This window comes from Thiosocius teredinicola, assembly GCF_002009425.1.
GTDB lineage: Bacteria > Pseudomonadota > Gammaproteobacteria > Chromatiales > Chromatiaceae > Thiosocius > Thiosocius teredinicola.
This window is the reverse complement of sequence record NZ_CP019936.1, coordinates 1,903,536-1,916,836: the sequence shown is the minus strand read 5'-3', so window position 1 is coordinate 1,916,836 and position 13,301 is coordinate 1,903,536. Positions and strand designations below refer to the sequence as shown.

12 protein-coding genes are annotated in these 13,301 nt (G+C 62.8%); 11 read left to right on the top strand and 1 reads right to left on the bottom strand.

The features are described from left to right. Nucleotide 1 precedes the first annotated feature (1 nt). Complete coding sequence (locus B1781_RS09235) at nucleotides 2-4,699, top strand: hypothetical protein (RefSeq protein ID WP_078119381.1); 4,698 nt, start codon at nucleotides 2-4, stop codon at nucleotides 4,697-4,699. 5 nt (nucleotides 4,700-4,704) lie between these two features. On the opposite strand, the gene bioA is transcribed toward B1781_RS09235, so the two are convergent. After that, nucleotides 4,705-6,036 carry an adenosylmethionine--8-amino-7-oxononanoate transaminase gene (gene bioA / locus B1781_RS09230; RefSeq protein ID WP_078119380.1) on the bottom strand — a complete coding sequence of 444 codons (1,332 nt, stop codon included), beginning with the start codon at nucleotides 6,034-6,036 and terminating at the stop codon, nucleotides 4,705-4,707. Between the two features lie 228 nt (nucleotides 6,037-6,264). Between bioA and B1781_RS22910 the strand changes: the two genes are divergently transcribed. The 10 genes from B1781_RS22910 to B1781_RS09185 are packed head-to-tail and all read left to right on the top strand — an operon-like array spanning nucleotide 6,265 to nucleotide 13,298. Continuing rightward, nucleotides 6,265-6,579 (top strand): hypothetical protein, encoded by a 315-nt coding sequence (locus B1781_RS22910; protein WP_125931987.1) that lies wholly within the window; start codon nucleotides 6,265-6,267, stop codon nucleotides 6,577-6,579. Nucleotides 6,580-6,583: 4 nt separating this feature from the next. Further along, complete coding sequence (locus B1781_RS09225; protein WP_078121996.1) at nucleotides 6,584-7,087, top strand: Na+/H+ antiporter subunit E; 504 nt, start codon at nucleotides 6,584-6,586, stop codon at nucleotides 7,085-7,087. After that, the gene (locus B1781_RS09220) at nucleotides 7,084-7,350 is read left to right on the top strand and encodes a monovalent cation/H+ antiporter complex subunit F (protein ID WP_078119379.1); all 267 of its coding nucleotides are present in this window, start codon (nucleotides 7,084-7,086) and stop codon (nucleotides 7,348-7,350) included. The genes B1781_RS09225 and B1781_RS09220 overlap by 4 nt, the downstream gene beginning before the upstream one ends. After that, nucleotides 7,347-7,646, top strand: coding sequence for a monovalent cation/H(+) antiporter subunit G (gene mnhG, locus B1781_RS09215; RefSeq protein ID WP_078119378.1), 300 nt, complete (start codon nucleotides 7,347-7,349; stop codon nucleotides 7,644-7,646). Before B1781_RS09220 ends, mnhG begins: the two co-directional genes overlap by 4 nt. Further along, the gene (locus B1781_RS09210) at nucleotides 7,643-7,945 is read left to right on the top strand and encodes a hydrogenase subunit MbhD domain-containing protein (protein WP_078119377.1); all 303 of its coding nucleotides are present in this window, start codon (nucleotides 7,643-7,645) and stop codon (nucleotides 7,943-7,945) included. Before mnhG ends, B1781_RS09210 begins: the two co-directional genes overlap by 4 nt. Then, nucleotides 7,935-8,621, top strand: coding sequence for an MnhB domain-containing protein (locus B1781_RS09205; RefSeq protein ID WP_078119376.1), 687 nt, complete (start codon nucleotides 7,935-7,937; stop codon nucleotides 8,619-8,621). The genes B1781_RS09210 and B1781_RS09205 overlap by 11 nt, the downstream gene beginning before the upstream one ends. Then, nucleotides 8,618-9,085 carry a sodium:proton antiporter gene (locus B1781_RS09200; protein WP_334223938.1) on the top strand — a complete coding sequence of 156 codons (468 nt, stop codon included), beginning with the start codon at nucleotides 8,618-8,620 and terminating at the stop codon, nucleotides 9,083-9,085. Before B1781_RS09205 ends, B1781_RS09200 begins: the two co-directional genes overlap by 4 nt. Further along, nucleotides 9,078-10,538 (top strand): complex I subunit 5 family protein, encoded by a 1,461-nt coding sequence (locus tag B1781_RS09195; RefSeq protein WP_334223937.1) that lies wholly within the window; start codon nucleotides 9,078-9,080, stop codon nucleotides 10,536-10,538. The genes B1781_RS09200 and B1781_RS09195 overlap by 8 nt, the downstream gene beginning before the upstream one ends. Next, nucleotides 10,535-12,412 (top strand): proton-conducting transporter transmembrane domain-containing protein, encoded by a 1,878-nt coding sequence (locus tag B1781_RS09190; protein WP_078119373.1) that lies wholly within the window; start codon nucleotides 10,535-10,537, stop codon nucleotides 12,410-12,412. Before B1781_RS09195 ends, B1781_RS09190 begins: the two co-directional genes overlap by 4 nt. Next, complete coding sequence (locus B1781_RS09185) at nucleotides 12,399-13,298, top strand: respiratory chain complex I subunit 1 family protein (RefSeq protein ID WP_078119372.1); 900 nt, start codon at nucleotides 12,399-12,401, stop codon at nucleotides 13,296-13,298. The genes B1781_RS09190 and B1781_RS09185 overlap by 14 nt, the downstream gene beginning before the upstream one ends. Nucleotides 13,299-13,301 lie beyond the last annotated feature (3 nt).

Below are 13,301 nucleotides of genomic sequence, written 5' to 3'. Positions count from 1 at the left end.
CATGGCCAAACAACATATTCTCTGGACGGTACTGCCCTACGGTCGCATCACTGACGAACAAGGCCGCGACACGCATCGTATATCGATCGTGGTATCGCCGCGCCTGACCCCGGAGGCGGCCGATCAGCAAAAGCTCGAGGCTTTTCCCGACTTCCTCGACTGGCCCGCGGCACTCGGTCGACGCCGACTGAGCCTGCGCATCAACAATCAAGACGTCGGCCTGCGCCTGCTCAGTCAACCCAACTCGCAGCTATGGCAAACCCTGCTGACGCCGACCACGCCGGTCGCCGGTTTCGTCTACCAAGACATGAGCAAGGTCAACCTGCGCTCGTTCGCCGTACGCAACGTGCTGGGCTTTATGCGCCGCCACTATGGCCAACTCGCGGTGGATGCGCGCAAAGACCACCCGACCCTGTTGCCGTGGGACAACGCCGATTCTTCATTGAAGGGCATGCTCGACGACCTGGGCACGCGTACGATAACGCGCGACTTCGGCAATGAGTCGCGCACCTTCGTGCTGCCGGGATTCTCGCGCTTCCTCGATCGCGGCAACCCCGAATCGACCGACGCCTATCTCGACAACACGGTGTTCTCGGGCAAGAGCCCCTATCAAGGCACGAGCACCGGTAACAAGTTGGACAGCAATGGGCTGCCATTGCCCGAATCGGGTTTTCCGCTACGGGTATTACCTGCGGACTGGCGCAACCCAGCTCTTCCCGGCCCCGGCGCGAACGTGATGAACCAGTTCAACAGCGCCGACGAATACGCCTTCTATCAGGCCGATCGTTTCTATCGGCGCACCACGCCTACCGATAAACAACGTCGGACGCGCCGCCCGTCGTTCGACGACATTCCCGAGCCGCCCGAGGTACCGGAATTCGACTTCCATCGGATCATCGCCTCGTATGCCGACTATCCGGAGCTGATGCGCCGCCTTGGGCTGGTGATCGACTGTGCGATCACCGACAACCGCGTGTTCCGCCAACTGGTCAGCAGTGGTGGCGGTCAGGCAGTCGGTCAGATGCAGTTGCTGATCGATGGCAGCGGCGCACCCGGCACCACGGATGGTCGGCCGATCACCGCCTGGTATGCCGACCAAGAACGCTTCGTTACCCGTGAGCGCAGTCACGACCACAGGCGCGGCCTGCTGCGCCTCGAGGGCGCCGACGACGGCTGGGGCGTGGCCGACAAAGACGAGCCCGATTCACCGTTCGATGTCTACCAGGTCGATCCCGATGGCGCCGCATTAAAGACGGTCGGCTTCACCGTCACCAGCCAGAACCTGCTGACCCGCAGCCTGAACTCGCTGCAGAGCGACGGCGAGGTCACCTACACCACCGGTGATCGTCAACCGGTCGCCGCGCTGCGGTCAGGGGGCATTGGCGTATCGCGTCACGGACGTGCCGAGCAGGTTGCCGAGACGGCCGCATCGGCAACCCTGAAGAACGCCGCCATCGAGAACAACAATGCCGACACAGTCGTGCTGTTTGCCGAAGATCTGTTGCGCGGTTACCGCGTCGATGTCGCGCCGGTCAAAGACGAGATGTCACCCGGACACTGGATGAGCCTTTGCGCCCGCGAAGGTCGCTACCGCGTCGTCGCCAACGATCAAGAGCTGCCACTGCCGCCCGACGAAGGCTATGTGAAGGGCGCATCCACTTCCAAGAGCCCTGATGACAGTGCGAACCCCGACGATCACTATCTGCACGAATCGATGTTTCGTTGGACCGGCTGGAGCCTGTGTACGCCGCGCCCGGGTCTGACCCTGCGCGCGCAGCAGGCAGACGACAGCCAGGTGCAGGGCGAGGTGCCGACCACCGTCACCGACGAGGCCAGCAACGGCAACGGCATCGTCGCCGAGTTCAAGGCCTTGAAAGGCACGCTGCCACGCTTGCGTTTCGGACAGCGTTACCGCCTGCGTGCACGTATTGTCGACTTGGCGGGTAACAGTCTCGCTGTCGACGATCCCTCGCTCGGCGAGCTCGAACACGCGACCGCAGCGGTCGGCTACTGGCGCTTCGAGCCGGTCGACCCACCGGCGCTGGTGCACCGCCATCGCGTCAGCGAGGGTGAATCGCTCGAACGCATGGTCATCCGCAGCAACTTCGATCTGAGCAGCGGCGAATACCTCAAGTCGCAACCGTTCAAAGATGCCGTCCAGCTACCGGCGTCGGCTGACTTCGAGTACCTCGAACAAAATGAGCGCCATGTCGTACCGCCGAAGGCATCGCAGCAACAGTGCGAGCACCACGGCCTGTTCGACTCCTTCTTTGCCGACCCGACAAGCATCAAACAGGGTTATGCAATTGCCGCACGCGAGGCCGGCACGCTGTACGACCCGATACCCGGCGCACAGATCGAACTCGTAACTCCGCAGGCATTGAGCACGGTCGCGACAACGACCAGCGTACCGCCTGCTCTGCCGACGCCGGAGAACCCGGTCGGCGATCGCATGGCCGGCGGACAATACATCGTTCACCGTGAAGCCCAGCTCGAAACGCCCTACCTGCCGGACGATGCCGCCGGTGGCGTCGCGATCTACGCCCGTCCCGGCCACCAGATTCCCGGCGTCAGCGGGCCGACCGTGCTCGGGCCGGGTTGCATGGTGCTCGAAGACCCGGACAAGCGTTTGGTGCTCGTCGTCGGCTACGACCAGCCGTGGCCAAACAACCTCGGCTGCCGCATCGTTTTGCAAGAACGCGATACCGAGTACGATGAATTGCCGTGCAGCGTGAACCACAAGGATGCGGGCATGCCGAAGTGGGATGCCGAAACGCGCGAACTGACGCTGTTCATCGCCAAGGGCGAGATCGTACGGCTTGCGTATGCGAGCTTCGTCCATACCAAGCATCTGCCCAGCTTCGGCCTGCCACACTGGATCAAGAGCGGCGCCAAGCACGACATCATGGTGATGGCACAACTCGGTACCCACTGGATGCTGTCGCCCTACCGCAAGCTGACGATGGTGCACGCCACGCAGCAGCCGGTCTGCCTGCCGGAGCTGATCAAGATGAGCATCCACCGGCCGAGCGGTGCAAGCTATGCCAACCTCGTTTGCCGGACGGTCGTGTTGCACGGTCCGAGTACTGGCAAGTTCGAGATCGAGGCCGACTGGGAAGAGTGGATCGACGATCTCGAAAAGGATGGCCCGGAACGTATCAGCGGCCACGGCCAATTGGGCGAGATCCCGCTGCATGAGAATCACATCAACAAGTTCGATCTTGCGAGTGCGGTCAAGAATGCCCAGGTCGACCCGAACCGTGATCGCGCGCGCGCCGACCGTCACGAACTGGGCGACAGCAAGTTCCGCCTGATTCGCTACCGGGTGCGTGCCACGACGCGCTTTCGCGAGTACCTGCCGCCGTCGCTGTATGCCGACACCGAGCAGATAACGCGACTTGGCCCTATCGCGTTGGGCGACCATGTGTTGGTCGCCGACCCGACAGATGCCGGCGCAACGATCCTGGTCGATCCGAACGGTTCGGAACAGAACACCCGTGTGCTGGCCAGCGAACCGCCGGACGACCCGCGCGTGTTGTACGTGGTACCGACCTTCCGCTGGCAACAGCAAGAGATTGCCGGCGGCAAACAGCAACAGGTTATCCGCTACGGCAACGGATTGCGGGTGTGGATAGACCGCCCGTGGTTCAGTTCAGGCGACGGCGAACTGTTGGGCGTGATGCTGTTCGGCGACGACAAACCATTCAAGAACATGCCGGATGCGATGCAACCTTTCGTCACACAATGGGGACTCGATCCGCTGTGGGAGACCGGCTCGCCCAAGGCGAGCATCAAGGTCAGCGACTTCCCCGCTCGCGTTCATGACGAGCCGGTCGCGCTGCAGGAAAAACCCAACGAACCACCGGCGCACGTCGTCGGTCATCGCGTGCATTGGGACGAACAACGCAAGCTCTGGTACTGCGATATCGAACTCGAGCCGGGCCGCAGCTATATGCCGTTCATCCGGCTGGCGCTGGTGCGCTACCAACCCAACGCGCTGCCCAACGCGAGAATCTCCAAGGTCGTGCTCAGCGAGTTCGTTCAGGTGTTGCCGCGGCGCCGCGCTGTGTATGGCCGCACTGGAGATAGCGTCGACCTGACCCTGTTCGGCACAGTACCGCATGCCGGGCCGATGAAATACACCGTCGATTCAGATTACCTATTCGTGTCGTTCGCCAATGGCCCGTTCGAGACCGGCCGCAACCGCGTCGAACTCGTACTGCAGACGCGTGACAAGAACATCGACAGCGATCTCGCATGGACCGATCACTCCACCCTGGCAACATCGCAGACCGCCGAACCGGGCAGCAGTGTGTTCGATGGACTGCCGATACTCGACACCGGCAAGTTCGGCGTCGAGACAACCGTGCAAGCAGCAGACCAAGCTCGCAAGGTCGATCTGCGTAGCGGCGCATCATTGATGCTCGACGCCGCGATCGAACTCGCCCCCGGTGCGCGCGATCAGTTCGAGCTCGCCGAAAAGATGCCGGATTTTCTGCAGTTCATCGATCCGCAGATCTGGAAGACGAGCGCAGCATTACCCGATACCGGCGACCTGCCGCGCCGATTGATGCTGCGCGAGTTCGAACGCTACTACACCGACCATACGGTGCCGCATCGGCGTGACGGTACGGTTTTCCAACGGCGGGTGATCGAAGAACGCCTGGTGTATTCGACGGTCTTCGATCTCGACAGCTAGGTAGGTCAAGCGGTCGCTGCGGTCGTGCAGCGATCGCCCTCGATCTGCAGGCGACCGACAACCTTGACCACCGCTGCGGTCAGCGTCGCCAGGTCATTTGCCGACATGACGAACGGCGGCATCAGGTAGACCAGCTTGCCGAACGGACGCACCCACACGCCAGCCTCGACGAAGAGCGGCTGAACGGTCGGCATGTCAACAGGCGCAGCCAGCTCGACCACGCCGATTGCGCCCAGTACGCGCACATCCGCCACATGCGGCATCGATGCACACGGCGCAAGCCCCTCGGCCAACCCGCTCTGGATCGCAGCGATGCGCGACTGCCAGGGCGATTCGAGCAACAGATCGATGCTCGCCAGCGACACCGCACACGCCAACGGATTGGCCATGAAGGTCGGACCGTGCATGAACACGCCCGGCTCACCCGCAGATATCGCCTCACCGATCGTGCGGCGGGTTAGCGTTGCCGCCAATGTCATGTAGCCGCCGGTCAGTGACTTGCCCAGGCACAGGATGTCCGGCGTGATATCGGCATGCTCGCAGGCGAACAGCTTGCCGGTTCGACCAAAGCCGGTCGCGATCTCGTCGGCGATCAGCAACACCTCGAACTCATCGCACAGCGCACGTACGTGGCGCAGATAATCCGCCGAGTAAAAACGCATCCCGCCTGCGCCCTGCACGATCGGTTCGAGGATCACCGCCGCAACCTCGTGCGCATGTTTGTGCAGCATTGTGCGCATCGCCTCGATGTCGACCGGATCCGCCGGGGCATCGATCGGACCGCCCGGCGGCGGCACGAACAATTGTTGCGGCAGCACGTCGTTGAACAGGGTATGCATGCCGGTTACCGGATCGCACACCGACATCGCGTGCAGCGTGTCGCCGTGATAGCCGTTGCGCAGCGCAATGAAACGCGATTTCGCCGACAGGTCCCGGCTGCGCCAGTATTGGATCGCCATCTTCAAGGCCACCTCGACCGCTACCGAACCGGAATCGGCGAAGAACACCAGGTCAAGCCCGGCGGGGGTGATGTCGACCAACCGCTCGGCAAGTGCGACCGCCGGCGGATGGGTGATGCCGCCGAACATCACATGCGCCATGGCATCGAGCTGTTGCGATATCGCCGCGTTCAGGCGCGGGTGGTTGTAGCCATGGATCACGCACCACCACGACGCCATGCCATCGATCAGCTCGCGCCCGTCGGCGAGGCGCAGTTTCACGCCGCTGGCGGAAACCACGGGCACGGCAGTGGCGCCGGCACCGACCGCGCTGTAGGGATGCCAGATGAATTCGCTGTCGCGCTGCTGCAAGGTGTCGGCGTGCGGTGTCGCTTTCATGTTCGATCGATTGCTTACAAGTCAGCTGGCCATGATAGCAATCAACAGGCAAGGACTCGCCACCCGACCGATCGATTTCCGACCGTCACGCGAACCACCAACCCGTCGAACAAAACACGTCATGCTTTTTGACGTTGGTAATCGCCAGTCCATTTTCAACGCCATTGGTCGACGCATTGAGACGCATTGAACTGAGGTGCCGACACGCGTCTTGGCGTCAATCACAACATGCACGAACGCCATGCTTTCGAATTTCGGCGATCGCCGGATTCTTACCTGTGGATACGGCGCACGAATCCCGCCCCTTCATTGGCGGCGGCCGAAACCATTGCCGGCACAATCCGTAGTTTTTATGTCGCAGCGCAACAACACGGCATGAAGCTTGCGTTATCGTTTGTGCCTATGGATCCCCACGGAGCCCGCGCAGCAAACTCTATCGATCAGGATCAAGCGTTCATCAGTTTGAAACCCAAGGCGGACACTGTTGTGCAAAGATGTCAGCAGCATGACCGCCCGCTCACCGACCGGATCACAACAAGCTAACAAGATGTATCGACAGCTTCGACATTCCTTACTGACGTTCTTCGTGGTTTTTGGGTTCTGGCTGCTGCTGGTCGGAACATTGGCCCGACAGGAACTGATTGCAGGCGTGCTGGTCGCGGCCGCCGTTGCCGTGCTCGCAGCCAACCGGGCGCCAGTGTTTGCCGGCATCCGCCTCACCCCGATGGCGCCGCTCGCCTTCGCGCGCTATGTACTCGCATTGGCCTGGTCGTTGGTTCGGGCAAACATCGACATGGCGCGTCGTGTGTTGTCGCCATCGCTACCGATCCGCCCTGCAATAGTGCACATCAAGACCTCGTTACGCTCGGATTTGGGGCGGTTGGTGCTGGCCAACAGCATCACCCTGACCCCCGGCACGCTGACGGTCGACGTCGAAGACGACACATTGACGATCCACTGGATCGACTGCCCGCCCGGCACCGATCTGCAGTCGGCGACACAGACGATCGCCGGTGACTTCGAGCGCCACCTGAGAGGCTTTCTGGAATGACACTTAACCTGGTTAATGTTGTCGTGGTGGCGCTGCTCAGTGCTGCCGCAGTGCTCGCCCTGGTGCGAATGTGGATCGGACCCTATACCCCGGACCGCATCGTCGCGACAGATACTCTGGCGGTAATCGCCACGGCGGCAATCGTCGTTTGCGCGATGCTGTTCGATTCGCCGTTCTACCTCGACGTCGCCCTGCTGTACGGCGTGCTCGCCTTTGTCGGGGTCGTCGCGCTGGCCCGCGTGATCGAGGCCAAACAGTCATGAGCATCATCGGTGACGTGTTTCTGATCATCGGCGCTGTGTTCTGCTTTCTCGGCGCACTCGGCTTGCTGCGTATGCCCGATGTGTACAACCGCATCCAGGCCGGCACCAAGGCGGTCACGCTCGGTTCGCTTTCTTTGCTGATCGGTGTCGGACTGCATCACCCGGATTGGTGGGCCAAGCTGCTGATCGTCGGCATCTTCATCCTGCTGACCAACCCGATCGGTTCGTCATCGCTGGCACGCGCCTTCCAGCACGCCGGCGTGATTGCCTGGAAGAAAGAACGGAGTGAGTCATGATCTGGATCGCCGCATCGGTCGTCGTGCTTACGCTGTCTGCCGCGATTGCCGTAATGGTGTTGCGCAACCTGCTGGCCGCGGTCGCTGCCGCCTCCGTCGTGTCACTCGGCGTCGCGATCGTGTTCGTCATGATGCGCGCACCCGATGTGGCGATGACCGAGGCCGCGGTCGGTGCCGGCCTGAGCGGGCTGATCCTGGTGCTGGCGTTGCGCCGCCTGGGTCTGGTTTCGCTGCAGATGCCGACGCTGTCCGAATCATCCAACCCCGCCACGCCCGACCCGGAGTCACATGATGCGTAGCGTTGCGACCGTATTGTTCCTCGGCGGGCTCACGTTTCTGCTGCTGGTGATCACCAACAGCCTGAACTTCGGTCAGCCGCCGATGCTGATCGGTGAGGCCATTCGCTATGCCGCGCCCGAGAATGTCGGCGCGGGCAATCTGGTTACCGCCGTGGTGCTCGGCTATCGCGGACTCGATACCCTGGGCGAGCTATCGATCCTGTTTGCCGCCGCGACTGCCGGCGGACTGGTGCTCGGCACTGCACATAGCCGGGCGAAGCAGGCATCCGGATTCATTCTGCGCACCGGGGCCGACCTGATGTTTCCGCTGCTTTTGGTGGTCGGTCTGTATATCGTGATCCACGGCCACCTGACACCGGGTGGCGGCTTCCAGGGCGGTGTCGTGCTGGCGGCCGCGTTCTTCCTGCCGTTGCTGGCCCGGCCCGGCGAGTCGTTGAATCATTCGCTGTTGTCGGTCGTCGAAGGCCTGGCCGGCGCCGCCTTCATCGGCATCGGCGTGTATGCCCTGGCGCAGGGCGAAGCATTTCTGACACCGCTGTTCGACAAAGGCGTGCTCGGTGAACTGGTGTCGAGCGGCAGTCTGCCGCTGCTGTACCTCGCCGTCGGGCTCAAAGTGGGTTCGGAACTGGCAAGCCTGTTGATGCGACTGGCCGGCGACGACGAGGTGACATCATGAGCCTCTCCATCGGCATGGTCTTTTTCATCGGCGCGATAGGCCTGGTCACCATCGGTATCGCCGGTATCGTGCTGTCCAACCATATGTTCCGCATGGTGCTCGCACTGGCGATCACCGAGGCCGGCGCCAACATGCTGCTGATACTCGCCGGCTACCGCTGGGACGCAGTGGCGCCGATCGTCACCGGCATGCCATCGACCCAAAGCATGGTCGACCCGGTGCCGCAGGCCATGGTGTTGACCGCGATCGTGATCGGCGTCGGCGTGCAGGCGTTGGCGCTGACATTGGTAATTCGCATCAAGCAACGCTACGGCACGCTCGACATGCGCGAGGCGCGCCGCATGATGCAGCAGGAACTCGATGCGCAGGCCGGTGTGAAACCGTCGGCCAGCGACGAACGACCGGTCGGTGAGCGCCCGTTGCCGCCACCAGTCGGTGTTAATGCAGGAGTGGCGCATGACTGACATCACGCTGGCAGTTGCACTGCCGCTGCTCGGTGCCTTCCTGTTGCCGCTGCTCAAAGAACCCGCGCTGCGTTGGCTCGGCCGTCTGCTCGGCCCGGTGCTGTTGGCGCTCACGGCGGTCATTATCGCGTTCAACTGGACCGCGCTTGAGACACCCTATGTTGTTGCGCTCGGCAACTTCGCCCCGCCGCTCGGCATCGCGTTTTATATCGACACCATGGCCCTGCTGTTCGCGTTGGCCGTGCCGATCACCACGCTGTTGTTGTGGCCCGGCATCAATGATGAACAAGCCGTCAGACGCGAATCGTTGACCCTGCTGCTGGTCGCCTCACTGGTCGGCTTGGCGTTGTCGGGCGATCTGTTCAATATGTACGTATTCTATGAACTCGCCGCGGTCGCATCTTATGGCCTCGCCGCGGGCAGCGGCAGCTCGGCAGGCTTCGTTGCGGCCTTCCGCTACCTGCTGATCAGCGCGCTCGGCTCGGTTGTCGCGCTGCTGGGTATCGGTCTGATCTACTTCACGACCGGCACCCTGAACCTCGCCCATCTCGCAAGCCTGAGCGACCAACTCGCCAACCCGCAGGGGCTCGCCGCGTTCGCCATGCTGGTGATCGGCTTCGGCGTCAAGGCCGAGCTGTTCCCGGTCAACGGCTGGGTACCCGATCTGTATGCTGCAGCCAGTAAGCGCGTCTCTGCGCTGCTCGCCGGGCTGGCATCCAAGCTGGCCGTGTTGGTGATCGTGCGTGTGTTGCTGCTGGTCTTTCCGTACGAGGAAACGCGCCAGCTGTTGTTGATCCTCGGCATTCTCGGCGTGATCAGTGGCGAACTGGCCGCGCTGCAGGCGCGTGATGTCACACGCATGCTGGCCTGGTCGTCGATCGGCCAACTCGGCGTCGTGTTCATCGCCTTCTCGCTGCCCGGTGAGGCCGGTGTGGTGGCGGGCATCGTGGTCGCCCTGCATCACCTGGTGGTCAAATCGGCGCTGTTCCTGCTCGCCGACAAATGGGGCGGTGCTATCGCGGCGCTGCGCGGCGCCGGCGTCCGCTCCAAGTTGGCGGCTGGTCTGTTCGTGTTGTTCGCCTTGTCCCTGCTGGGCTTTCCGCCGCTGCCGGGCTTCTGGTCGAAGTTTCTCGTACTTTCCGGCTTGGCTGCGGCAGGCGATCCGCTGCAGCTGATGGCGATGGCGGCCGTTCTGATCGGCACGGTGATCGAAGGCGCCTACCTGCTGAGGGTGGTCGTCACCCTGTACTCGAAGCCCGACAGCGAAGCGCCGCCGATGAAACACTCCCTCGCCAACCTGGCCTCGACCGGCGTGTTCGCTCTGGCCTTGATCGGTGCCGCGCTGTTCGTCATGCCGCTGTGGCCGCCGCTGAGTGACATGGGCAAGACCGCGGCAAACACCGATGCCTATATCGAAACGGTCCTGGCCGATCCGGAGGTCAAGCAACCATGAGTGACCTGGACCTGCTGCTCTCGGTCGCGGCGATCGCGATCGTTCTGAACGGCCTCTTGGCTGGTCAGCAACTCGGGCGCTGGGTGCTGACCGCCCTCTACGCCCTGCAGTTCGCGTTATTGTTCTCAATTGCGCCGGGTACCGACGGTGCACAGAGCGCCGTTGCCTTCCACCTGCTCGACAACCCCGTCGGCTGGCAGCTCAGCGCCTTCGGCTGGTTCTTCGCAATGATCACGATCGGCATAGCCGGCTTTTGCGCCGCCTACGCCGCCGGCGAATGGGGTGCGACCAATGCCGGCTCCGGCTTGAGCATGCGTTGGCTGTACGCAGGCCTGCAGATCAACGTCACGGCGATGTTGCTGTTGCTGTCGGCCGGCGATCTGATCTCGCTTTTCATCGGTTGGGAGCTGACCAGTTGGGCCGGCTTGATCCTGATGCTGCTCGGCGGTGGCCAGGCATTGCTCGCAGCACGCCGTTACATCATCTATGCGATCGCCGGCGGCATGGCGATCTTCGCCGGCCTGGTCATGACGGCGGGCGCGACCGGCTCGCTGCAGTATGCCGAGGTCGCTGCGGCCATCGCGTCTGTGTCGACCGGCACCTTGTGGGCAATCACGCTGCTGTTCGTCGTTGGCTTCGCGGTCAAAATGGCCATCCTGCCGTTCCACTTGTGGCAACCGCCCGCCTACGCCTTCAGCCCGGGACCTGCCTCGGCGTTTCTCGGTGCCATCTCGGCACGTATGGGGCTGTTCGCGATCGGGCTGGTGGTGTTGAAGCTGATCGGCCTCGACGGTTTCGCCTCGCTCTCGCTGTGGCGCGATGTCATCAACCTGCGCGATATCCTTTTGTGGGCCGCTGCGTTCACTGCGATCCTGCCGACCTACGTTGCCATGCGGCAGAACGATGCACGCCTGCTGCTGAGCTGGCACGGCGTCGGCCAGGGCGGTTACATGCTGCTCGGCCTGATGATCACCGACAGCCTCGGCAGTGCCGGCGGCCTGTTGCACGTGTTCAACTACGCGACCTACCAGGCGATCTTGCTGATGGCCGTGTTTGCCGTGATCCATCGTACCGGCACTGCCGATCTGAACCGCCTTGGCGGCCTGGTCGCACGCATGCCGCTGACCTTCCTCGCGATGCTGATCGGCATCATCGGACTCGCCGGTCTGCCACCGATGAACGGCTTCGTCTCCAAGTGGATGGTCTACCGCTCGCTGGTGACCGAGGGTATGCCTCTGCTGTTCGTCGCCAGTGTGATCAGCACGCTCGGCACCGTACTGAGTGTGTACAAGCTGCTGCACAACACCTTCCTCGGCCAGCTGCGCCTGGAACACGAATACGTCAAAGAGGCGCCGTGGAGCATGACGGTACCGATGATGCTGCTGTGCACCGTGGTGTTCGTGACCGGCGTGATGCCGGGACTGGTGCTCGGCTACATCGCCGACGCGCAGGCAGCCATCGGGCTGACGCCGGTAGCGTTCGTGCTCGGCGGTATCGAATCGAAGGCCGGCAGCCTCGACATGATCTGGATCACCGGCGTGTTGTTCGCCGGCTTCGGTATCGGCGCAATCCTGTTCTACCTGATGGGTGGCCGGACCAAGCGCGTGCACCAGTTGGACAACTATGCCGGCGGCCACTTCCTGACCGCTGACGTGCGCTACCAGTACAGCGACAACTTCTACGCCGGGCTGATGCACCGCATCCGCCCCTGGTATCGCGGCACGTTCGAGTGGGCCGAATCGGCCCTGGTTTCAGCGGTCGGCGCCGCCAGTAGCGCGGCGCGCGGATTCTTCGAACAGGCCAACCCGGCGCTTTGGGTGCTGGTCGGTACAACGCTTATCGTGACATGGGTGATGTGGCATGCATTGGGCTGAACTGATCGCAGAACTCGTGCTGATGCCGCTGGTGGCATTCATCGTCGGCCTGTTCATGGTGCTGATGATGCGCAAGATCGCCGCCAAGCTGCAGCGACGCGTCGGCCCGCCGGTGCTGCAACCGCTGTACGACATCGTCAAGCTGTTTGGTAAGAAGACGCAGACCTCGCATGGCCTGCTGCACGACTTCGGTATCGTCATGGCCGTCGGCGGCTACGTGGCCGCCGAAACCCTGTTGCCGGTGCCGGGCATGAACGGCATCGCCGAGAAAGGCGGCATGATCACCCTGCTGTACCTGACGATGATCCCGTCGCTCGGCCTGGCGCTGGGCGTCGGTCAGTGCGCCAACCCGAACGGCTCGATCGGCATCTCGCGCGCGCTGACCGCGATGCTCGCCTACGACATTCCTTTCGTGATCGTCATCGCAGGCGTCGCGATGCACTTCGGCACCACCAACCTGGTCGACGTGGTCGCGCAACAGCAGGCCGGCGGCTTCGAGAGTTGGGGTGCGGTGCAGATGCCGCTGCTGGCGCTCGCAGGCCTGTTCGCCCTGCAGGGCATGCTCGGCAAGCAACCGTTCGAGATCTATGTTGCGCCTGCCGAGATCGCCACCGGTCCGATGGTCGAGATGGGCGGCAAGTTTCTCGGCGGCCTGTTCGTGATGCAGTGCTTCCAGTTGTACACCGCCAGCGTGTTGTACGTGACGCTGTTCTTAGGTGGCGGCGAAAACTGGATCACCTTCCTGGCCAAATCGTTCGCCGTGCTGGTCGTGCCGATGTCACTGGCGTTTCTGTTCCCCCGCTACCGCACCGAAGACATGTTGGCGATGCTGTGGAAATGGCCGGTGATTTTGGGCCTGATCGGTCTTGTGTTCGTGACCAACTGATTT

Bases quoted from the DNA above. Each gene is read 5' to 3' on its own strand.
- B1781_RS09235 (WP_078119381.1), top strand. From the start codon at position 2: ATGGCCAAACAACATATTCTCTGGACGGTACTGCCCTACGGTCGCATC.
- bioA (WP_078119380.1), bottom strand. From the start codon at position 6,036: ATGAAAGCGACACCGCACGCCGACACCTTGCAGCAGCGCGACAGCGAA.
- B1781_RS22910 (WP_125931987.1), top strand. From the start codon at position 6,265: ATGCACGAACGCCATGCTTTCGAATTTCGGCGATCGCCGGATTCTTAC.
- B1781_RS09225 (WP_078121996.1), top strand. From the start codon at position 6,584: ATGTATCGACAGCTTCGACATTCCTTACTGACGTTCTTCGTGGTTTTT.
- B1781_RS09220 (WP_078119379.1), top strand. From the start codon at position 7,084: ATGACACTTAACCTGGTTAATGTTGTCGTGGTGGCGCTGCTCAGTGCT.
- mnhG (WP_078119378.1), top strand. From the start codon at position 7,347: ATGAGCATCATCGGTGACGTGTTTCTGATCATCGGCGCTGTGTTCTGC.
- B1781_RS09210 (WP_078119377.1), top strand. From the start codon at position 7,643: ATGATCTGGATCGCCGCATCGGTCGTCGTGCTTACGCTGTCTGCCGCG.
- B1781_RS09205 (WP_078119376.1), top strand. From the start codon at position 7,935: ATGATGCGTAGCGTTGCGACCGTATTGTTCCTCGGCGGGCTCACGTTT.
- B1781_RS09200 (WP_334223938.1), top strand. From the start codon at position 8,618: ATGAGCCTCTCCATCGGCATGGTCTTTTTCATCGGCGCGATAGGCCTG.
- B1781_RS09195 (WP_334223937.1), top strand. From the start codon at position 9,078: ATGACTGACATCACGCTGGCAGTTGCACTGCCGCTGCTCGGTGCCTTC.
- B1781_RS09190 (WP_078119373.1), top strand. From the start codon at position 10,535: ATGAGTGACCTGGACCTGCTGCTCTCGGTCGCGGCGATCGCGATCGTT.
- B1781_RS09185 (WP_078119372.1), top strand. From the start codon at position 12,399: ATGCATTGGGCTGAACTGATCGCAGAACTCGTGCTGATGCCGCTGGTG.